The sequence below is a fragment of the Wenjunlia vitaminophila DSM 41686 genome, assembly GCF_000380165.1.
Classification (GTDB): domain Bacteria; phylum Actinomycetota; class Actinomycetes; order Streptomycetales; family Streptomycetaceae; genus Wenjunlia; species Wenjunlia vitaminophila.
On sequence record NZ_KB904685.1, the window covers coordinates 22,169 to 42,229 of the forward strand.

At 71.7% G+C, this 20,061-nt stretch carries 19 protein-coding genes, 1 pseudogene and 1 CRISPR repeat array; of the genes and pseudogenes, 5 read left to right on the forward strand and 15 right to left on the reverse strand.

The features are described from left to right. Positions 1-5 precede the first annotated feature (5 nt). Positions 6-949: direct repeats of the CRISPR family, unit length 29 nt; unit sequence GGGACCACCCCCGCATGCGCGGGGAACAC. Between the two features lie 157 nt (positions 950-1,106). Then, positions 1,107-1,658 (reverse strand): hypothetical protein, encoded by a 552-nt coding sequence (locus A3IG_RS32745; protein WP_078500663.1) that lies wholly within the window; start codon positions 1,656-1,658, stop codon positions 1,107-1,109. An 18-nt stretch (positions 1,659-1,676) separates the two neighbouring features. Between A3IG_RS32745 and A3IG_RS32750 the strand changes: the two genes are divergently transcribed. Both A3IG_RS32750 and A3IG_RS0118685 read left to right on the forward strand, forming a co-directional pair. Then, positions 1,677-1,985: a type II toxin-antitoxin system RelE/ParE family toxin gene (locus A3IG_RS32750; RefSeq protein ID WP_078500665.1), complete on the forward strand. Its 309-nt coding sequence runs from the start codon at positions 1,677-1,679 to the stop codon at positions 1,983-1,985. Further along, positions 1,982-2,320: an XRE family transcriptional regulator gene (locus tag A3IG_RS0118685; RefSeq protein ID WP_018385117.1), complete on the forward strand. Its 339-nt coding sequence runs from the start codon at positions 1,982-1,984 to the stop codon at positions 2,318-2,320. The genes A3IG_RS32750 and A3IG_RS0118685 overlap by 4 nt, the downstream gene beginning before the upstream one ends. A gap of 485 nt (positions 2,321-2,805) precedes the next feature. On the opposite strand, the gene A3IG_RS0118690 is transcribed toward A3IG_RS0118685, so the two are convergent. The 13 genes from A3IG_RS0118690 to A3IG_RS0118750 form a co-directional block, all read right to left on the reverse strand. After that, the gene (locus A3IG_RS0118690) at positions 2,806-3,159 is read right to left on the reverse strand and encodes a DUF6247 family protein (RefSeq protein ID WP_018385118.1); all 354 of its coding nucleotides are present in this window, start codon (positions 3,157-3,159) and stop codon (positions 2,806-2,808) included. A 426-nt stretch (positions 3,160-3,585) separates the two neighbouring features. Next, positions 3,586-4,020: a PIN domain-containing protein gene (locus A3IG_RS0118695; RefSeq protein ID WP_018385119.1), complete on the reverse strand. Its 435-nt coding sequence runs from the start codon at positions 4,018-4,020 to the stop codon at positions 3,586-3,588. Continuing rightward, a complete protein-coding gene (locus A3IG_RS0118700) occupies positions 4,017-4,256 on the reverse strand; it encodes a ribbon-helix-helix protein, CopG family (RefSeq protein WP_018385120.1) in 240 nt (79 codons plus the stop codon). The genes A3IG_RS0118695 and A3IG_RS0118700 overlap by 4 nt, the downstream gene beginning before the upstream one ends. 377 nt (positions 4,257-4,633) lie before the next feature. Then, a complete protein-coding gene (locus A3IG_RS0118705) occupies positions 4,634-5,761 on the reverse strand; it encodes a hypothetical protein (RefSeq protein WP_157862278.1) in 1,128 nt (375 codons plus the stop codon). A gap of 298 nt (positions 5,762-6,059) precedes the next feature. Next, positions 6,060-6,236 (reverse strand): hypothetical protein, encoded by a 177-nt coding sequence (locus A3IG_RS34315; protein ID WP_018385122.1) that lies wholly within the window; start codon positions 6,234-6,236, stop codon positions 6,060-6,062. A 153-nt stretch (positions 6,237-6,389) separates the two neighbouring features. After that, on the reverse strand, positions 6,390-7,907 hold the full coding sequence (locus tag A3IG_RS0118715; protein ID WP_018385123.1) for an NADH-quinone oxidoreductase subunit N: 1,518 nt from the start codon (positions 7,905-7,907) through the stop codon (positions 6,390-6,392). 25 nt (positions 7,908-7,932) lie between these two features. After that, the gene (locus tag A3IG_RS0118720) at positions 7,933-9,456 is read right to left on the reverse strand and encodes a complex I subunit 4 family protein (RefSeq protein ID WP_018385124.1); all 1,524 of its coding nucleotides are present in this window, start codon (positions 9,454-9,456) and stop codon (positions 7,933-7,935) included. A 5-nt stretch (positions 9,457-9,461) separates the two neighbouring features. Next, positions 9,462-11,471 carry a proton-conducting transporter transmembrane domain-containing protein gene (locus A3IG_RS0118725; RefSeq protein ID WP_026220408.1) on the reverse strand — a complete coding sequence of 670 codons (2,010 nt, stop codon included), beginning with the start codon at positions 11,469-11,471 and terminating at the stop codon, positions 9,462-9,464. Positions 11,472-11,505: 34 nt separating this feature from the next. After that, positions 11,506-11,811 carry an NADH-quinone oxidoreductase subunit NuoK gene (gene nuoK / locus A3IG_RS0118730; RefSeq protein WP_018385126.1) on the reverse strand — a complete coding sequence of 102 codons (306 nt, stop codon included), beginning with the start codon at positions 11,809-11,811 and terminating at the stop codon, positions 11,506-11,508. Beyond that, positions 11,808-12,371, reverse strand: a complete 564-nt coding sequence (locus A3IG_RS0118735) for an NADH-quinone oxidoreductase subunit J (protein WP_026220409.1) — start codon at positions 12,369-12,371, stop codon at positions 11,808-11,810. The genes nuoK and A3IG_RS0118735 overlap by 4 nt, the downstream gene beginning before the upstream one ends. A 77-nt stretch (positions 12,372-12,448) precedes the next feature. Next, entirely contained in the window at positions 12,449-13,390 is a 942-nt protein-coding gene (locus A3IG_RS0118740) for an NADH-quinone oxidoreductase subunit H (RefSeq protein WP_018385128.1), read from the reverse strand. Then, entirely contained in the window at positions 13,383-14,543 is a 1,161-nt protein-coding gene (locus A3IG_RS0118745) for a hypothetical protein (protein ID WP_018385129.1), read from the reverse strand. The genes A3IG_RS0118740 and A3IG_RS0118745 overlap by 8 nt, the downstream gene beginning before the upstream one ends. After that, a complete protein-coding gene (locus A3IG_RS0118750; RefSeq protein WP_236719214.1) occupies positions 14,534-14,902 on the reverse strand; it encodes an NADH-quinone oxidoreductase subunit A in 369 nt (122 codons plus the stop codon). The genes A3IG_RS0118745 and A3IG_RS0118750 overlap by 10 nt, the downstream gene beginning before the upstream one ends. 638 nt (positions 14,903-15,540) lie before the next feature. Here A3IG_RS0118750 and A3IG_RS0118755 point away from each other — a divergent pair. From A3IG_RS0118755 to A3IG_RS30350, 3 genes are all read left to right on the forward strand, one after another. Further along, positions 15,541-17,238, forward strand: a complete 1,698-nt coding sequence (locus tag A3IG_RS0118755; protein WP_018385131.1) for a stealth family protein — start codon at positions 15,541-15,543, stop codon at positions 17,236-17,238. A 39-nt stretch (positions 17,239-17,277) separates the two neighbouring features. Then, complete coding sequence (locus tag A3IG_RS0118760; protein ID WP_169366231.1) at positions 17,278-19,119, forward strand: stealth family protein; 1,842 nt, start codon at positions 17,278-17,280, stop codon at positions 19,117-19,119. 240 nt (positions 19,120-19,359) lie between these two features. Further along, positions 19,360-19,785, forward strand: coding sequence for an STAS domain-containing protein (locus tag A3IG_RS30350; RefSeq protein ID WP_018385133.1), 426 nt, complete (start codon positions 19,360-19,362; stop codon positions 19,783-19,785). Between the two features lie 172 nt (positions 19,786-19,957). On the opposite strand, the pseudogene A3IG_RS35310 reads toward A3IG_RS30350, so the two are convergent. After that, a pseudogene (locus A3IG_RS35310) lies at positions 19,958-20,061 on the reverse strand (RNA polymerase subunit sigma-70); the annotation flags it as partial.

Here is a 20,061-nt window from a genome sequence, read left to right on the forward strand (position 1 = left end):
GCCCCGGGACCACCCCCGCATGCGCGGGGAACACACCGTACGAGCCATCATGATCCCCCTCGAGGTGGGACCACCCCCGCATGCGCGGGGAACACGTGTAGTGATAACTGCCCCGTGGGGCCAATGGGGACCACCCCCGCATGCGCGGGGAACACGGAGGTTGAACAGCCGGTTGAGGTGGCCAACGCGGGACCACCCCCGCATGCGCGGGGAACACGCCACGCGTCCGTCGTTGTCCACAACGTTGCCGGGACCACCCCCGCATGCGCGGGGAACACCTACGTCCTGATCCCTGCCGAGGCCCGGCCGCGGGACCACCCCCGCATGCGCGGGGAACACCCTCCTGTCATCTCGTTCGATTCCTTATTCATGGGACCACCCCCGCATGCGCGGGGAACACTGGGTGCCGCTGCAGCGGCCGGCCGCGTTGCTGGGACCACCCCCGCATGCGCGGGGAACACCTCGATCTTTTCGTCGGGTGTCAGGATGAGGAGGGACCACCCCCGCATGCGCGGGGAACACCGCCAGTGGCAGGCAGTGTGATCTCGGTGGGAGGGACCACCCCCGCATGCGCGGGGAACACCGATACCGGGGCTGACGCCACGACGCCATGGCGGGACCACCCCCGCATGCGCGGGGAACACCTGCCCACATCCCCTCTCTGACTCCTGATAATGGGACCACCCCCGCATGCGCGGGGAACACGTATTCAGATGGATTATTCGCGTACGGATTAGGGGACCACCCCCGCATGCGCGGGGAACACCGACGAGCCACCTCGGTCGGATCAACCCCGGAGGGACCACCCCCGCATGCGCGGGGAACACATTGGCTTTCCTTGAGGCGCTGATTGCCGGGCGGGACCACCCCCGCATGCGCGGGGAACACGAATGGGAGGGGTTCACGCTCTTGCCTTTGACGGGACCACCCCCGCATGCGCGGGGAACACGCTAGCTGACCTGCGGGTTTTCCGGCGAGGAGCGTCGTTCTTACCCACTTCCCGAGAGACGGACATTTCGCCTTTCTCCCAGAACGCGACACCTGGAAGCGGTCCCGTAACCATCAAGCAGGACGGTATCGCAGCCAGTTGCCGACCGGCTGCGGAGTCAGTCAAGACCAGTCGCCCATGCCGTCAACGCCGCAAAGTCGTCGATGGCAAGGCCACATCGCGGGTCGACCCAGTGCAGTAGGGCGGGACCATCGTGGTATTCGCGCACCCAGGTACGGTCCGCCTCGGTGATCTCATCATCGATCCAGGCGAACGGACGGCCTTTCGCCCACGCGACGATCTCAGGTGTCTTCCAGAACACACCGCCCCCGGGCTCGGGCCGCGGCGAGGGCCAGGGAATGAAAGGCAACTCGGGTAATCCCAGGACTGGCGCGACGAAGATGTTTGCTTCTTCCTCCCACGTTGTCGCCCACACCAGGTCGAAGGGAAGTGCGTCCAGCGCTGGGCCGTGATCGGGGTTAAGCCACACACGCAGCGGCTTCACGGCCTTGTTCGGCAGCCCCCACTCAGTCAGCCGGCGTTGCTCAGCGGCCTTCCAGCGAGGTGTCAGCAGACGGTGTGTCTGGTAACCCTCAGGTCGGCGGTACGGCTTCGCGGCATAAGGATTCAGGGGTCCGTCCACGTCCACCAGCAGCACTGGGCGCACCAGCTCACCCCCCTTGGTTCTGTGTCGCAGAGTACCGGCCGGCGAGGACGCCATCGACATGCTGGTGGCACAGGTCCAACGCTCGGTCGCCCACTGGTCGACCGAATCAAAGGCGCCGAGAACCATCACCTGAAGGAACTGAGACCGGGGTCGTCTGGGAGCAGCGAGATCCGGATTCTCTTCGCGTTCGATCCGGTACGGCGAGCGGTGCTGCTGGTGGCCGGTGACAAGGCCGGAAACTCACAGGGTTGGTACAACACCCACATCCCGATCGCGGAGAAGCGTTACCAGGCGCATTTAGCCGATCTTGGAATTAGGGAGCACGAATGAGCGCGGTGAGCTGGGAGGAGACCAAGCGCAAGGCTCGCGAGCGCCGCGAGGCCGCTGGGCTGCCGGTGCGATCTGCACGGGAAAAGCAGGCGGCGATGGACCGGCTGACCGCGGAGGTGCGCGCTCACAAGCTTGCAGAGGTCCGGCGTGAGCAGGCGCTCACCCAGCGCCAAGTTGCCGCGTCAATGGGGGTCTCCACCCCTCGGGTTTCAGCGATCGAGCACGGCGAACTGGACCGCGCCGAGCTGGCTACGATCCGCTCCTACGTCGAAGCGCTGGGTGGTCGGCTGCGCGTGGTCGCGGACTTCGGGGACGCCGAGTACACCGTCGCTTGAGAACACCTCCACGCTAGGTGTCCGTGCGTGCGGGGAGCGCAGACGACCTACAGAAATCTGTAGGTCGGCGGGACCACCCCCGCGTGCGCGGGGAGAGCTCCTTCGGACCTGTGGTTCTGTAGGGGCTTTGCCGGTTCTTCGTCGTGGTGCGGGGACGCCCACCTGGCTCGCTTTGGCATCGGCCAGCAGGCCATTCGCATGCGCGGGCTGATGGCGTAGGCGCTGATCAGCCGAGCCATGTGACACGGGTGATCACTACCAGTTCGAGCCGCTCCAGCGCCAGAAACATGAAAGCCCCGCCCCCCCGAAAATGTCCTGTGTCCGCTGCCCTCCGCCGTGCGGATTCCCGCGACCGACGCCGACCGCGTCGCGGCCCAGGACCGTCAGTTGCTCAGCCAAGCGCTCTACCTCGGCCACCACTTCGCGGGGCAGGCCGCCTACGACGTGATCGGCGTCGGGGTCGTAGTCCCAGGTCCAGTTACCGGTCACGCGGAGATCTCGCGCCGCGCCAGGTCGGTGATCTTTCGCATCTCGGCAAGTACCGCACGTAGGGCCTCGCGGTCCGTTGCTTCTTCCGCTGCGGCTTCCAGTTCACGCAGGCGGGCCGCTCGCGCTGGGTGGCGCTGGATGGCAACGAACTCTCCCCACCACTGCAGGAAGGTGTGCAGCGGAGCGATGGTGCTCTGAGTGGCGGCTTGTTCGACCGCGCGGTCGAGGTGCTCGACGAAGGAAGGCAACTGGGCAGGGGCGATCTGGGCGACCGCCGCGCGGAGCGCTGCCGGAGTGAGCGCCGGCATGGGGATCAGGGGCCCGTCAGGGACAGAGGGCTGCTCGGTCATCGGAACGTCTCCTGGGCGGCGGTCTGCCTGACCATCGTGGCCCGCGTTGATGCGGACGCTGGGCCGAGCCTACGCCCGTGCCTCGTCCGCACCACGGCACCCGACACATCTCGATCACTTCGGATCAAGTGCGAACGCATCCTGCTGGATCTTGGCACCTCGTCGAGGGTGAACGGAGACACCAGCACCCCGAGCAACACGGACACCCCGAGGCCGCTGGCTTGGGTTTCCCCGGCGGAGCGGGTGGCAGGACTCGGACCCGCGCTCCGAGCGTGGGAAACACTGTGCGTAAACGGCCGGCGTATGCCCTCTGACCGGGACGAACGCCAGGTTGCCCGGGGAGGGGAGCCCGAGTGCTTCAGGGTGTCCGTCGCGACCGTGGTTGCCTCGCTGTTTGGCCGCATCCGGCACAGGGACCAGGCCGCTCTACAGGTCGTCGGGCAGAAGCCGAAAGGCGTGATCGCCGGTGAGTGGGGTGACCGCTCTGAAGTCCCGGCGGTCGAGGGTCAGGATGATCTCGGTGTCGAATGCCTCGGCCAGGACGATGTTCACCGCGTCGGTCAGGTCGAGCCGCAAGGCCGCGTAGCGGTCCTGGAGCGTGCGGGCCTTGCGTAGCGTGCCAGCGGTCAACTCGGGGATGGCCACGCGCCCGGTGCGTTCCTGGCCGAGCAGCCAGTCGTTCACCGCGTGTGCAGCCCTGCGGTCGACGTTGCGCGTGGTGATGTGCTCGATCTCCAGGATCACCAACGGTGACACCACGGTAAGTGCCGCTTGGCGCATGGCGGTGCGGGCGGCTTCGTGCTCGGGGTCCGAGGCGTTGAGGGCAGCGACCAGGCCGGAGGTGTCACCGACAACGATCACTCGGCGTCCGCCACGCCATCCGAGACCGCGCGGTCGATCTCCTCGGGGGTGACCGGGCCGCCGAAGTCCAGGCGCGGGATGTCCCACTCCTCGTGCCAACGCCGGGTGCGCAGGGCCGCGAGGTGGAACGCCTCCCGGAAGTACTCCGCCTCAGGCCGTCCCTCCCGCGCCGCCGCCTCCTTGATCAGCGCAAGGTCCTCCTCGTCGACCAGGACAGTCGTCTTCTTCAGAGCCATAAGGTTATGGTACCTCCACCATAAGCGGTGACACGAGGGCGGGCCGGGGCTCGACCTTCCTGGGTCGGGCCCGGCGGCCCAGTGACATCAGTCAGGCTGCTGCGCGTGATGGGAAATGCCCGGAAAACGGTGGAAGTGATCTCCGCGGACAGTGAAAGCCACTGGTCAGCGCCCGGGCCCAACCGTCCCGGTCCGTCAGGTCCACCGTTCTCCGGCCAGCCTCGCCCGTGGAAACCGGGCACGGATCGCCACGACGGTGAAGGCCCCGCCCTCAACCGACGCAGACGACGGGCGAACCGCCGGACCGATCAGCGACCGCCCCCCGCTGAGCAATCGAGGATGACGTCCACCCCATCGGTCGGCGGTGCCCGTTCATGTCATGGAAGCTCCGCGTAGGCGGCGAAGCCGGTGAACACGTCGATGTTTCCGCCGGCAACCCACAGCCGTCCGGCGTCGGCGTCGGCACTCGTCAACACGACTGCGTCCGTGGTCGGAGCCGCGACCTGGACCAGGCCTGGATCTTCCGTGCCGGCCTTGGTCGTGAGCACCAGGGGGGTCGAGGTCCAGTCGGGAGCGAACTTCTCGCCGACGACGACGGGTTGCCCATCGACGATCGTCACGTCGTAGGCCTGTCCCGAGACGTTCGGCGTCTGTACCTTGCTCCACTTCGAGCCGTCGTAGTGCCAGGCGACTGGCTGGACCCCGGCCCTGGTGTTCGCAACACCCGCTGCCCAGATGTTGGTGGCGTCGACAGCAGTGAGGCCGGTCAGGATCTGCGATCCGTCAGCGGGAAACTCCTTGACCATGGTCCAGGAAGTGCCGTCGAAGTGCGCCAGGCCGGGGTTGAGCGCCAGCCACGCGTCGTCGGGAGCCAGCACCGTCAGGCTGTTGCCATTGATCGCGCCTCCGAGACCGTCGGCGTACTCGGTCCACCGGCCGTCGGCGTACTGGTACACGACAGCGGTTTCGGCGGTGCCGATCCGGGCCCAGCCGGTCACCCAGACAGTGCCTTCCGCGTCCACGGCGACGTCGTCGAACGCACCGATCTCAGCCGGACTCGGGATCTCCGCCCACGTCGTGCCGTCCCAGTGCGTCACCAGAGGACTGGTCGTTCCGTCGTCGGGTGAAGAGTCCCAGCCGACCGCCCAGACGTCGTCGGCGGCGGCGACGGCCACCTCCACGAGGTTGGCTCCCGAGACGTCCGGCGTCGCGTCGGTCCAGGTGTCGCCGTCACGCCGCAGCGCCACCAGCCGCTCGCCGTGCTCGGACCCGACGGCCCAGGCGGTACCGTCGGCGGCGTCGACGTCCTCGATCATGAGGCCAGGCTTACCGATCGGGGTCTCGGTCCAGTTGTACGGATCGGCGTTCGGCGCTGCCGCGCTCGAGGCTGGTACCGCCAGCATCGCAGTCCAGACGAGCATCAGGGCCGAGGCTCCGACCGCCCACCGCAGGCGTCTGGCCGGCGGAACTCGATCTTCAGTCCGCTTTACCGTTAAGTTCGACATCCACACTCCACGATCACGGGCACGTCCGGCGACGGAGCCTCCTGAAGCTATTGATGCGACTACGGGGCTGTCGGTTGTGCGCAGTGAGAGCCAATGTGATGGGTCTCTGTTCGTTCTCGCGCGCCACGTGCGCGTGGAAGTCGTCGTGGGCCTGGCGCTCGCCCTTGGCGGGGCCGTTGACGGTACGACTGCCGCTGACCGGCGTCCCCTGAGGCATGCCGCGGGGCGGAGGCCGGTTCCTCCGCCCCCGCTGGGACGCCCCCCGAGCACGCCGTGGACGGCGAGGTGGCCTCCGGACTCAGCCCTTGTTCTGCTTCTTGACGTGTGTGGCGCCGTCCACCACCACGCACACCAGCAGGCCGGCCGCCAGTGCCAGGACCATCCAGTCCCGGCTGGGGCCGGGCTCCGCCAGGTTCGCTACGAGGACCAGGACGACACCGAAGACCAGCACCAGGACTCGGGAGACGGGGAACATCGCACGACCTCGTTCGTCTGCTCGGGAACGCGGCACCGCACTTCGGCGCGGAGCCGCTCCCCCGGACCGGGTGACCGGGGGGCACCCAGCCTGCCGCCGGTGCGCCGGGACCGGTCCCGGACGGTGGCCGGCCCACCCGAACGGGCGATGGCGTCAGCCGGCGAGCGGCCCGGCAAGCAGGTCGAGCACGGGGCCGCCGAGCAGCCCCAGCAGCACCGAGGCCGCGGCGGCCGGGTAGGCGACCAGGACGGCGCCACCGGCGAAGGTCGCGTCCCCGGTCGCGTGGCCGCCCGCCAAAGGGTCAGCGCCGGCCCGTCCAGCGTTCCCGTTCCCAACCCGTCCACCGTCCCCGTCCCGGTCCTCGTCGCCGGGCGGCGCGGTGCCCAGCACGGTGGGGGCGATCCAGCGCAGGTAGTAGAAGAGCGACGCCACCGTGTTGGCCGCGGCGACCACCGCCAGCCACGTGTAGCCGGCGTCGAACGCGGCGCTGAACACCGCGAGCTTGCCCAGGAAGACCGCCGTCGGAGGAGTCCCGACGAGGCCGAGCAGGCAGACCACGAGCGCCACGGCCAGTGCTGGCCGTTCCCGGGCGAGCCCCCGGTAGTCCGCCAGGTGCCGGGCCCGGGGCAGGGCGCAGACCACGGCGAACGCCCCCAGGTTGGTCACCGCGTACCCGGCCAGGTAGAACAGCAGCGCCCGTTGGTCGAGGGCGGTCCGCCCGGCCACCGCCACCGGGAGCAGCAGGTAACCGACCTGACTGATCGTGGAGTAGGCCAGGAGTCGCCTGACGTCCCGCTGGGAGAACGCCGCCAGGTTGCCCAGGGTCATGGAGGCGACGGCGACCACCGCGACCAGGTCGGGCCACCAGCGGCCGGTGTCGGCCAGGGGGCCTGCGGCGAGCCGGTACCCGGCGGCCAGGGCGCCGATCTTGGGCACGGTGGTGAGGAACGCCCCCACCGGCGCGAGGCTGCCCTGGACGGCGTCGGGCAGCCAGTAGTGCGCGGGTACGCCCCCGGACTTGAACAGCACCCCGGCCAGCACACCGAGGCCGCCGGTGATCACGAGCCCGACCGGCGCGTCGGGCAGTTCACGGCGGAGCGCGGGGTACCCGGTGCCGTGGCCGGCGGCGAGGAGCACGGTGACCCCGGTGAGCAGGAGCACCCCGAGCAGGGCGCCGAGCACGTAGTACTTCAGCGCCGCCTCCGTTCCCCGGCCGTCCCTGGCGAATCCCGCCAGCGCGTAGGCGGGGACGCTGGCCAGCAGGTAGCCGGCGGCGAGGAGCAGCAGGTCCTGGGCTCCGGCGAGCAGCACCGCTCCGACGGCGGCGAGCAGCACGAGCACGTAGAACTCGGTCTCCCTGGGGGCGGCGCGCAGCCAGGGCGACGTCAGGGAGAGGAGCAGCACCAGCAGGGTGCCGCCGAGGATGACGATCCGTCCGGTGCTGGTGACCGGGTCCACCGCGTAGGAGGCGTCGAAGGCGGTGCCGGTCGGGCCGGCGGCGGCGACCGCTGCGGCCACGAGACCGGCCGCGCAGCCGGTGACGGCCAGGGCCCCGGCCAGCCACTGCCGGTGCCGGGGCAGCCAGCAGCCGAGGAGCAGCGCGAGGACGGCGCAGCCGGCGAGGAGCACCTCGGGGAGCAGGTCGAGCGGGTTCTCGTCGGTCCCGTTCACCGGTTGGTCCCGTCCGTCACGGGCGTCACCTGGCGAGGAGGCGCAGCACGCCGAGGGAGGCCGGTTCGATCACGTCGAGCACGAAGCGCGGCAGCAGCCCGAGGACGACGGCGAGGGCGAGCAGCGGGGTGAGGGAGGCGGTCTCGTGCCAGGCGAGGTCGGGGAACGAGCGGGTGGTCGTCGCTTGCCCTGGCCCGGTCGGTGGCAGCCGCAGCGGTCCGGTGAACACCTGCCGCACCGCTCGCAGCAGCAGTGCCGCGGTGAGCAGGACGCCGAGCAGGGCGAGCCCGGTGGCCACCGGTTGCGGCCCCAGGCTCCCGGTGAGGATCTGGAACTCGGCGATGAACCCGGAGAAGCCGGGCAGGCCCAGTGAGGCGAAGGCGGCGACCCCGGTGAGGGCGGCGAAGACGGGGGCGCGGTGGGCGACGCCGGAGTAGGCGGCCGTCCGGTGGGTTCCCCCGCGCTCGTACAGCACTCCGCACAGCAGGAACAACGCCCCGGTCAGCAGGCCGTGGCTGACCATCTGGAACACCGAGCCGGTCACCGCCAGGTGCCGTGCCCGGTCTCCCGCGGGGCCGTCCCCGCCGAGGGTTCCGGCGGCGCCGACGGCCAGGACGATGTAGCCCATGTGGTTGACCGAGGTGTAGGCGACCATGCGTTTGAAGTCGGTCTGGGCGAACGCCACCAGGGCGCCGTAGACCACCGAGACCACGCCGACGACCACGAACACCACGGCGGCGCCCCGCCAGGCCCCGGGCATCACCGGCATGGCGATCCGCAGGAAGCCGTAGGTGCCCATCTTCAGCAGCACCCCGGCCAGGACCGCCGACCCGGCTGCGGGTGCGTCGGTGTGTGCCGGCGGCAGCCAGGTGTGGAACGGGACGGTGGGGGTCTTGATGGCGAGGCCCACGCCGACCGCGAGCAGCACCAGGGCCCCGTGGGTGGTGCGCCCGGCCAGCGGGTCGTCCCTGGTCAGCTCCACGATGTCGAAGGTGTGCGGGTCCGCGGCGAGGTAGAGCCCGATGAAGCCGAGCAGCAGGGCGAGCGAACCGGTGAACGTGTAGAGGAAGAAGAGCAGCGCCGAGCGTGCCGCGTCCCGGTGGCCCCATCCGGCGATGACGAAGTACATCGCCACCAGGGACAGGTCGAAGAAGAGGAAGAACAGGATCAGGTCGAGGGCGACGAACAGGCCGAGGGAGGTGGACTGGAGGAACAGGAAGAGCACGGCGAACTCCCTGACCCGGTCGGTCTGCCGCCACGTGTACAGCGCGCACGCCAGGAACAGCACGCAGCTCATCGCGACCAGCGGCAGGGAGAGGCCGTCCACCCCGACGTGGTAGCCGGCCCCGACGCTGGGGAGCCAGCGGGCCCGTTCCTGGTGGCTCAGCCCTCCGCCGGCCGGGTGCCGGAGCCAGATCGTCGCGGTCAGCGCCAGTTCCACCACGGCCGTCGCCGTCCACGCCACGTGCACCGACCGCGGGGTGCCCCGGGGCAGGCACAGCAGCGACACGGCAACGGCGGTGGGCAGCAGCACGAGGACGGTGAGCACGGCGGTCACCTCGCGAGGGCGACGAAGAGGACGGCGAGGACGGTGAACCCGGCGGCGGCCTGCGCCAGGTACTGGTGGAGTTGCCCGGTCTGCGGGGCCCTGGCCCGGCGGCCCGCCGCCCGGGCGGCGGCGGCCACGCCCTCGACGGCGGCCTCCACCCGGCGTTCCGCCTCGGCGGCGGTCCAGGTGGCGAGGCGGGAGGTGCCGCGGGCCAGCCCGTTGACGGAGCGGGCGAGCACCCGGTCGTCGAGGGCGGCGAGGGTGGGCGCGGGAAGGTTGCGGGCCAGCCCGTTGACGCCCCGGGCGAGCACCTGGTCGTCGAAGGCGGCGAGCGCCCGGGCGACGCGGTGCACCCCGGCGGAGAGGGCACGGGCGACGTCGGGCAGTGCCAGCCAGGCCCGGCACCACCGTGCGGCGCGGTGCCGGGGGCCGGCGCCGGGCCGTGCGCCGGCGGAGGTGACCGCCCGGGTGACGGCGGGGAGCCTCGCCGCGGCGGCGGCGCCGGCGAGGACCGCGACGGCGAGGCCGCCGGAGAGCGCGAGTTCCCAGGGCTCGGGTCCTGGCTGGCCGCCGGACCCCGGTGTCACGTCGCCCAGTTGCCGGTCGACGGCGGCGCGCACCGGTGGCAGGGACAGCGCGCTCAGACCGGCGCACACCGCCGTGAGCAGCAGCAGGGACCCGAGGGTGGCGTGGGTGAGCCGGGGCGGAGGGGCGGGGGCGAGGCGGGGCGGGGGTTGGCCGGCGGGGGTGGGCGCGGGTCGCCAGACGAACCACAGGGCCTTCGCGGCGTACCCGGCGGACAGGGTGGCGGCGGCCAGGCCCACCGCGTACAGGCCGACGTTCTGGGCCAGGGCCCCGGCGAGCAGCAGGTCCTTGGCCGACCACAGGGCCAGCGGGGGGAGACCGGCGAGGGTGAGCGCCGCGACGGTGAAGGGGACGCCGGTGGCGGGGTGCCGTCTGGCCGCGGAGCGCAACGCGGGGAGGGCCTGGGTCCCCCACGCGGTCATCCAGGTGCCCGCGGCGAGGAACGCCAGGCTCTTGGCCGCCGCGTGGGCCACGAGCTGGAGGGTTCCCCCGGTGGCCGCGGACACGCCGGCGGCGAGCGTCATGAAGCCGATCTGGGCGCAGGTGGAGGCGGCGAGGAGCTGCTTGAGGTCGGACTGGGCCAGCGCCACCAGACCGAGGGCCAGCGCGGTCAGGGCGCCGGTCCAGGCCACCGCGGGGCCGCCCCAGGTGGTGGCGGACAGCAGCGGTCCGAGGCGGAGCAGCAGGTAGGCGCCGGCCACCACCATGGTCGCCGAGTGCAGCAACGCGGACACCGGGCTGGGTCCCCACATCGCGGAGGAGAGCCAGAAGCTGAACGGGAGCTGCGCGGACTTGCCGAGTGCGGCGACGACGATCCCGGCGGTGGCCGCGGTGAGCCAGGGGCCGGTGAGGTGGGGCAGGTCCGCCAGGGCGAGCGAGCCGGCCAGCCCGCCGCCGGCGAGTGCGGCCCCCGCGGCCAGGTAGAGCCCCAGGTCGGTGAGGCGGGTGGTGACGAAGACGGTGTTCGCCGCCCTGGTCGGCTCCGGGTCGCGCCACCGGTGGCCGACCAGCGCCCAGGAGGCGGCCCCCATCACCTCCCACCCCATCAGCAGCACCGGCAGGGTGGCCGCCACCACCGTGACCAGCATCGCCCCGGCGAACAGCAGCATCAGTCCGAAGAACCGGGCCCGTGCCGCCCCCGGGCCGAGGTCCTGGACGCTGAACAGCAGGACCGCGACGGTGACCGCGGTCACGGTCACCACCATCAGCGCGGACAGGCCGTCCACGGCCAGCCGGGCCGGGAGTCCGGCGAGCAGCGGCGCCTCGGTGCGGGGACGGGTTCGGGCGACGACGAGAGCGAGCCCGAGGGTGGCCGTGGCGGTGCCCACGGCCACCGCGGGGGCGCACCGGTCGGCCCGGCGGCCGGCGGCGGCCAGCGCCGTCCCCACCGCCAACGGGAGTGCGACCAGGGCCCACAGCGGGCCGTTCACGGTGGGCACCCGGACGGTGGTCGGTGGGCGACGTTCACCGTCGCAGCTCCGCCGCCAGGTCCGTGGTGTCCACGTCGCGTGCCCGGAACAGCGCGGTGACCACCGCGAACCCCACGGCCATCTCGACGGCCATGGCGGTGACCACGAGGAGGACCAGGACCTGCCCCTCGGCGACGTCGGGGGTGAGGTAGTGCCGGACCGCGGCGGCCCCGACGACGACCCCGCCCAGCATCAGCTCGAGTCCCATCATCAGCATCACCACGGACCGCTGGCCGAGCGCCCCGTGGAGGCCGACCCCGAACAGGGCGGCGGCCAGCACGGCGAACGCCTCGAGGCTCACCGCCGGGTCCCCGCGGGCAGCGGGTCGTCGGCGGGACGTGACCGCAGGTCGTCGCCGAACCGCTGGTAGCGCCCGCGTGGGGTGGCCAGGACGACGCTGACGACGATGGTGGCGAACAGCGCCATGCCCAGCGTCATCATGGTGAGCATCTGCGGGCCCATCAGTGCCCGGCCCAGTTCCCGGGTGGGGTCGACGGGCTGCCGGGCCCGTCCCACGGGCCACGGGGCGAGGACGGCTCCCACCGTGAGCGCGGCGAACACCGTCCCGGCCACGGCCAGCGCCAGCCGGGGGTTGTGCACCATCGACATGGGCACCAGACCCGCCGGGTTCATCATGTACATCACCATGAAGACGGCCATCAGGGCCATCTCGATGGTCATCATCAGGACGATCACGACCCCGAGGTAGTCGAGGCCGAGCAGCAGCACTTCCCCGCCGACGCAGAGCAGCGCGGTGAGCAGCGCGTAGGTGGCCCTGGCCATCGAGTCGAACCGGAACACCATCACCGCGCCGCCGACCGCGAGCAGGGCCAGCACCACGAAGAGCACCTCGTCGAGCACGGGCACCTCACCTCCAGGGTTTCCTCCGGGGGCGTCCCCGGCTCCGGCCTACCGGTGTCATCGGCTCGCGGTCGGTCTCAGTTGAGCACCACGACGGCCACCACCAGCGCTTGGAGCAGGGCCAGCGGCACCAGCACCGTCCACGCCGGCTCCAGGTACCGGTCCATCCGCAGGGTGGGCAGGGCCCGGCGGGCCACCAGCAGCAGCGCCAGCACCGCGGCGGTCTTCAGCGACGTCCAGAGCCCGTCGGGCAGCAGCGGTCCGTGGCCCCCGCCGAGGAACAGCGGCACCGCGAAGCCGGCGGTGACCACGAGCAGCAGCCACCGGCCGCCGAGGAACACCAGCCGGTCCACACCGGCGAGTTCGACGGCCGCACCGCCCGCCAGGTCCTGACCCAGCGGGTGGTCGAACGGTCCCCAGAACGCCATGGCCAGGGCGCTGAGCAGGTACACCGCGAACGCGGCCGGCATCCACACCGCGAACCACAGGCCCCGTTGGGCGTCCACCACCTCCGAGACCCGCAGCGACCCGGCGCCGAGACCGGCCGTGGTGACCGCCAGCATGTGCGGCAGTTCGTAGGCGAGTCCCTGGGCCAGGAAGCGGTAGCCGCCGATCAGCGAGAGCGCGGAGTTGGGGGCCCAGCCGGCCAGCCACACCGCGGCCCAGGCCAGCGCCTCCATGGCGTTGAACCAGACGATCCCCACGCCGGGGTCGGCCAGCGGCCGTGTCCCCCACGGCAGGACCGCCGCGGCCAGCACCGCGGCCACCGGGACCAGCGCCACGCCGAGCCGGCCCAGCAGCCGGTCCGCCGCGGTGGTGCGGCGGGGCGGCCGGCCGAGCAGTCGCAGCCCCTCCCGCAGCGGGGCCAGGGCCCGGCCGCCCACCGCCCGGGCGCCCCCGCCGGGGCCTTGTTCCGCAGCCCCGGTCAGCACCGCGCCGAACCCGGCGGCGGCCACGGCGGCCAGCAGCAGCGCCGCCGGCAGGACGAGGGCCCCCCACCAGGGCGCGGGGTCATCCACCGACGGCCCCGGGGAGCGGCGAGGCCACCAGTTCGTCCAGGTCGGGGTCGAGGCTGGCCAGGACGGTGCGGACGGCGGCGAACTCCGCGCCGGTCACCAGCGCGGGCAGGACGTCGAGCAACGCCAGGGAGGGTGGCAGGTCACGTCCCAGGTCGCCGCGGGGGCCGGCCAGGTCGCCCGGCGCCAGTGGGGTGCCGTCGCCGAACGCGGTGAGGCCGCCGACGGCGGTGCGCAGCCAGACCCGCAGCCGGTCGTGGGCGTCTCCCGCGGCCTGGAACGCGGGGCCGGTGACCCCGAACTCCCGGGCGCGGGCGGCGGGCAGGGGCCCGAGGCCCGCGGTGAGCCAGCGCAGGGTCCTGGACCGCAGGACCCGGCCGGCCGTGGCCCGCAGCTCCGGGCCGACCCGTTCGGCCGGGGCACCGGCCAGAATCCCGTCCCGCAGCCGCCGGAACCTGGCCGCGGGATCGGCCCACCCGGCGGTGGCCAGCAGCCGGCCGGCGCTGTCCAGGTGTGCCGCGCACCGGCGGCGTTCCGCGTCGCCCACGGTGACCGGGGTGCCCCGGGCGGCCAGCAGCCAGGGTTCGTCCCAGAACGGCGGCACGGGGGCCACCGGGTCGGCGCCGGCTGTTCCGGTCCCCGCGACCCCGACGGTCGCCACCTCCACCTGCTGCACCACGTCGCCCTGCAGGGTGAGGTGGAGCACGAGGCCGGCGGGCCAGTCGGCGAGTCCGGGGCCGAGGGGCAGGCGCAACCGGTCGAGCCGCAGCCCGTCCCGGTCGTCCCCACGGCCCGCCATGGGGGTGCCCGCGGCCTCGTCCCCGGCCCGGCCCGCGGGGCCGGCACCGGTGGCGAGCAGGCGCTGCCCGGCGTCGAGGGCGTCCGCCGCCTGTCCCTCCCGGGACACCGTGACCCGTGCGACGGGCGGGGGCACGGCCCGTTCCACACCGTCGATCCAGCCGGTGGCCGCGCCGTCGGGGGCCGTCCCGCAGACCACCAGGAGATCGGCGGCGGCCGGGCTCTGGGGCGTGGACCAGCCGCGGCGCCGGACCTCCGCCTCGACCTCGAGCCGTTGCCGGGTGGCCCCCGGCCAGCCCACGGTGAACACCGCCGGGCGGCGGGCCGCGCGGCGCCGCACCGCGCCGGTCAGGTCCACCGCAGGGCGCCTTCCCGCCAGGCGTAGACCACGCCGGCGAAGAGGACTCCCAGGAACACGAACATCTCGACGACGGCGGTCGCCCCCACGTCCGGCACCACCGTGGCCCAGGGGTACATGAACAGCATTTCCATGTCGAAGGCCAGAAAGACCATCGTCACCGGGTACCAGCGGACGTGGAACCGGCAGAACGCGTGCTCGGGCGGTGGCAGTCCGCCGGAGAAGGCCGCCGCGGGGGGCGCGGTGCGGCCGGCGAGCCGCGCGGCGAGGCCGTGGACGGCGACGAGTCCGCCCACCAGCACACCGAACAGGACCAGCACCGGCCGCCAGGTGTCCACGTGCCCGACCTCCGCTCCCACCGGCCGTTCCGCCCGCACGTTCCGTCGCCGTCCTGGCGGGCCCGTTGCCGTGCGCGGTCACCGGACGACGCGCGCCCGACGCCCATCATGGGTGGTCCGGGGGGCGGGGGGACGGCGACGCGGCGGGACGGCGCCGAGCACCACCCGGAGTGGGGGTACCACCTCCCGCGGGAGGGCGCCGAACCGCTCCCGACGGCCCACCGGGGCCGGTGCTCGCACTCCGGTCGTCCCCCGCTCGTCCCCAACTCATCAAATGAGCAGCGATTCCATCACAAAACAGGGTCGGAACATCACACTTAGCATCCTGGGCGTCACGCGCCCGGCGTCCGACGTTACAGTGCGGAACCAGGGGGTTACATTCGAAAGACTTTCTGTCCTCCCCGTCGTTAATTTTATGCAATAATCACGAAGTTCATGGGGTCAGCGACGAAGCCGAACATCACAAAGGGACCGGGGTCGAGAAGTCGGGTGCCGGCGCCCCAGCGATCCGTTCGTCTTAGTCACTCACCCCCGCTCGACGCCGCATCTGCGACCCGTCCCCGTTGTCGGGGGCGGAAACGACGTGATCGCGGCCCGCGTGCGGATCACCGGGAGCGCCAAGTGTTGGCGTCTCGCTGGGACGATGGGGAGGACAGAGAGTGACCGTGCGTTCGTTCGTACGGCGGATGCGCCCGCGCGTTGAGCGGAAGGCAGCCGAGGAGATCTGGCAGCTCCGCTCGATGCGCCGACGCCGCAGGGCCGTGGCCACCAACGGTGAGCTGCGCCTCACCACGGTGACCGGTGAGCAGGTCTACGGCCGGGTGGTCAACGACTTCTCCGCAGCGGACGCCGCGGCTGACAACCTGGAACTGGTGATCTCGGCGCTGGAACGCGCCGGCGCCACCTACTTCCTGGTGCCGTCGTCCAAACTCCGTTACACCGTCGGGGTCAACGAGGCCGACCGGGACCGCGTCATGGCCGCGCTCGAGGAGGAGCACGGCGGCAGCGCCGTCTACATCGGCCAGCCCATGCTCGGCGGCAAGCTCAACAACGCCGCCCTGTACCTCGACGGCAAGCTGCCGGCCGGGCTGAACAAGTCCCGGGTGCTCCGGGTGGGGCAGAACTACCTCGGGCCCTCCGGCCAGCTCCTCGGCGGCAGCAACCTCGGCTGCGACATCGAGTTCTGGCAGGACGGCGGCATCCTGCTCGCCGGCCCCAACGGCGAGCGGGAGCTGGCCAAGGTCCAGCCGCAGGCGTCGGAGGACGTCTTCGCGCAGTCCCTGGTCGCCCCGCGCCGCAACCGGATCTCCGAGGTGCTCCCGGCCGCCGAGCAGAAGGTGGCCACGGTGCACGTCAGGGACCGCGAGGTGCCCACCTTCGCCCCGTTCGTCGCGCCCACGGTCAACGACGTCACCTTCCCCATCGACGTCGTCTACACCTGGGTGGACGGCGAGGAGCCGGAGATGCGGGCCAAGCGCGCCCGCTACAAGGGCGAGGGCACCGCGGACATCCTGGACAAGGAAGTCAACGAGTCCAGGTACACCAGCCACGACGAGCTGAAGTACTCCCTGCGCTCCCTGCGGATGTACGCGGATTTCATCCGGCACATCTACATCGTGACCGACGGCCAGAAGCCCCACTGGCTGGACGACAGCGCCGAGGGCATCACCGTCGTGGACCACCGGGACATCTTCCCCGAGGGCGTGCTCCCGGTGTTCAACTCGCACGCGATCGAGACCCGGCTCCACCACATCCCGGGCCTGTCCGACCACTACCTGTACTTCAACGACGACGTGTTCGTGGGCCGCCGCATCACCCCCGAGCACTTCTTCCACGGCAGCGGGGCCATGCGCATTCCGGTGTCCCCGTTGAAGATCGGCCTCGGCAAGCCGCACGCCGAGGAGACGGCGACCAACTCCGCCAGCAAGAACGTGCGCCAACTGCTCTTCGAGAAGTACGGGCGCATCACCATCAACAACTTCATGCACACCCCGCTGCCGCAGCAGCGCGCCACCCTGCGCGAGCTCGAGGTGATGTTCCCCGAGGACATCGCACGGACCACGGCCAGCCGGTTCCGGTCCCCCCAGGACATCGCCATGACGGCGCCGCTGCTCTACCAGTACGCGCTGATCACCGGGCGGGGCTTCGCCGCGAAGTTCAAGTTCCGGTACGTGAACATCAGCCGCCCTGACGCGGACAAGCGGCTCGACAACCTGCTGCGGACCCGCCGCTTCGACTTCTTCTGCCTGAACGACGTCAACGTGCCGCCGGAAGAGCGGGAAGCGGTCTCCCTCCGCATGCACTCCTTCCTCGAGGAGTACTTCCCCATTCCCAGCCAATTCGAGAAGAAGAGCTGACCGGTAGGGCAGATGGGTTTCCGTGAACGTACCCGGTCGATGCCCTCCGCCCAGCGGGCCAGGCACGCCGTGCTGCACGTGCGCGGCTGGGCGGCGGGCCGGATGTGGGAGCTGCGGGCGGGTCGGCGCCGGCGCCGGCTGGCCCGTGACCCCGCGGTGCGCCGGGTCACGATCGGCCACCTCCGGCTCAGTGGCCGCCTGGTGGACGGCTACACCGCCGCGGACGCGGCGGCCGACGACCTGGAGCTCGTCACCGACCTGCTCCAGGCCGCCGACGTCCCGTACTTCCTGGTCCCGCGGGGACCGGAGCCGCGGCATGTGATCGGGATCGAGGAACGGTACCGGAGCACACTGCTGGCCGCGGCGCGCCGGCACCTGGCGGACACCGTCTGCTACGTGGGCGCGGCCAACCCGGACGGCACCGTGGGCCCGGCCGCGCTCTGGGCCGACCGCAGGCTCCCCAAGGCCGTCCGCCGGGCCCGCGTGATCCGGATGGGCACCATCAAGCTGGGGCCGATCGGCCAGGCCATGGGCGGTGTCCAGTCCGGCTGCGAGATCGAGTTCTGGCAGCGGGTGCACACCGTTCCGTCGTCGGACGTCAAGGTGTTCCCCTGGCTGACGGTGCCCGGCGCCCAGCTCGGTGAGAGCTTCGTGGACTCCCTGGTCGCGCCCCGCCGCAACCAGGTCGCCGAGGTGGTCCCGCTCCCCGCGCAGCAGCCGGCCACCGTGCGGGTCCGGCAGCGTGACGTCCCCACGCTCGCACCGTTCGCCCAGCCCGGCATCGACGAGGTGCGCTTCCCTATCGACGCCGTGTACACCTGGGTGGACGGCGACGACCCGGCCATGGCGGCCAAGCGTGCCGCCTACCGCGGGGACGCCGACATCGACATCGCCAGCCGCGAGGTGGGGGCCTCCCGGTACACCAGCCACGACGAGCTGAAGTACTCGCTGCGCTCGCTGGAGATGTACGCGGGCTTCGTCCGCCACGTCTACCTGGTCACCGACGGCCAGATGCCGCACTGGCTGGACCCGGAGGCCGAGGGGATCACCGTCGTGGACCACCGCGACATCTTCCCCGAGGAAGCCCTCCCGGTGTTCAACTCGCACGCGATCGAGACCCGGCTGCACCACATCCCGGGCCTCTCGGACCACTACCTGTACTTCAACGACGACGTCTTCATCAACCACTTCGCCCACCCGGGACAGTTCTTCCACGGGAACGGAATAGCCCGCATACCGTTCTCGCCGATGAAATTCGGAGTGGGTGCCCCGCACCCGTTGGAACCCGCACCGAATTCGGCCGGGAAGAACGTGCGCGAACTGCTGCTGCGCTCCCACGGCGTCAACATCACCAACAAGTTCCTGCACACGCCGCACCCGCAGCTCAAATCCGTCATGGAGGAGATCGAGGCCGCCGGGTTCCCGGAGTTCCGGGCGACCTCGTTCTCCAGGTTCCGGTCCACCAAGGACGTGTCACCGACCTCGGCGCTCCACCACCACTGGGCGCTGGCGTCGGGGCAGGCCGTCCCGGCCGACTACCGCTACCTCTACGTCGAGGTGGGGAAGCCGGACATGCGCAAGCGGCTCGACCGCATCACCAACGACTCGGACATCGACTTCTTCTGCGTGAACGACGTGGACGCCGACCACGCCGCGTGGGAGTCGGCCAACGCCGCGCTCCGGGCGTTCCTCAACCGCAAGTACCCCTTCCCCAGCCGTTTCGAGCGCAAGCCGGACCAGTCAGCGGAGTCCCCCGCCGTCCCCTCCCCGGTGGTCGGACGACCCGCGACCGGGACGGGGAGCGACGGCGGGTCGGCACGGGACACGGCACCGGGGACGTCCACCAGCGGCTCCGCGGGGCACCCCGCACCCCTGGCCTGAACGGGTTCTGCCTCGGTGCTCACCGGGGCGGAACCCCAGGGCCAGGGACGCGGTTCGGCGACATCCGGGCCGGGCCCCGGGCTTCTGGGTTCTGGGCGTCTGTGCGTCTGGGCGTCTGTGGGGCGTGCCCCCGTCGAGCGGTCCCCCAACACGATGGGGGCGTTGGCCCGGTGACGGCGATGAGTTCACCCGTGACGGTCGGTCTACACGGGGAAACACTCTTCCGTGAGGAGGTCGTCGATGGGGCAGCAGGGCCAACCACCGGTGGCACCGCCGGGCAGCGTGCTGCTCGTCCTGCCCGATCCGCTCACCCGGGCCGACATACCCGGGCTCTGCGACCGACTACAGGCGCTCCTACGCAACGCTGACGCCGCGCCCCACGCCGACGGTACCCCGGGGCGAGGGCCGGCCCGGGCCCCGGTGATCTGCGACGTGGGCGAGGTGACCCAGGTGGACACCGTCACCCTGGACGCCCTCGCCAGGCTGCAACTGACGGCCCGCAGGCTCGGACACCGGGCCTGGTTGAGCCGGGCCAGCCCCAGGCTGCGCCTCCTGATCACCCTGGCCGGCCTCGGCGAGGCGCTGCCGTTCGCCGACACCGGCCCGCCCGGTCCGCCGGCACCGGGATCTTCCTCCGCGCCCCGGCCGGGGTTAGGGCAGCCCTAGGGCTTGTCTGATGAGTAGCGCCGTCCGCCCGGAGGGCGGGGGTCGCGGCGTCTGGTGCGTGCGATCGCAAGGCGGAGGGTCGTCCTCGTACTGGGCGTACATGGACGATCCCGACAAGCAGCGAGCGTGCGTGCCAGGCGTCACGACCCAGGCGGGATTCATCAGACAGGCCCTAGGCCTCCAACCGGGACGGGAGGCCGAACAGTGGGAACAGCCGCGCGGTGTCCAGGAAGGAGTTCAGCCCGACGATCTGCCCGTCGGATATCTCGATCACCT

What these genes read in the sequence shown, in the direction of transcription:
- A3IG_RS30350 (WP_018385133.1), top strand. Translation starts at nt 19,360, where the DNA reads ATGGGGCAGCAGGGCCAACCACCGGTGGCACCGCCGGGCAGCGTGCTG.
- A3IG_RS0118705 (WP_157862278.1), bottom strand. Translation starts at nt 5,761, where the DNA reads ATGTCGAACTTAACGGTAAAGCGGACTGAAGATCGAGTTCCGCCGGCC.
- A3IG_RS34315 (WP_018385122.1), bottom strand. Translation starts at nt 6,236, where the DNA reads ATGTTCCCCGTCTCCCGAGTCCTGGTGCTGGTCTTCGGTGTCGTCCTG.
- A3IG_RS0118690 (WP_018385118.1), bottom strand. Translation starts at nt 3,159, where the DNA reads ATGACCGAGCAGCCCTCTGTCCCTGACGGGCCCCTGATCCCCATGCCG.
- A3IG_RS0118700 (WP_018385120.1), bottom strand. Translation starts at nt 4,256, where the DNA reads ATGGCTCTGAAGAAGACGACTGTCCTGGTCGACGAGGAGGACCTTGCG.
- A3IG_RS0118685 (WP_018385117.1), top strand. Translation starts at nt 1,982, where the DNA reads ATGAGCGCGGTGAGCTGGGAGGAGACCAAGCGCAAGGCTCGCGAGCGC.
- A3IG_RS0118760 (WP_169366231.1), top strand. Translation starts at nt 17,278, where the DNA reads ATGCCCTCCGCCCAGCGGGCCAGGCACGCCGTGCTGCACGTGCGCGGC.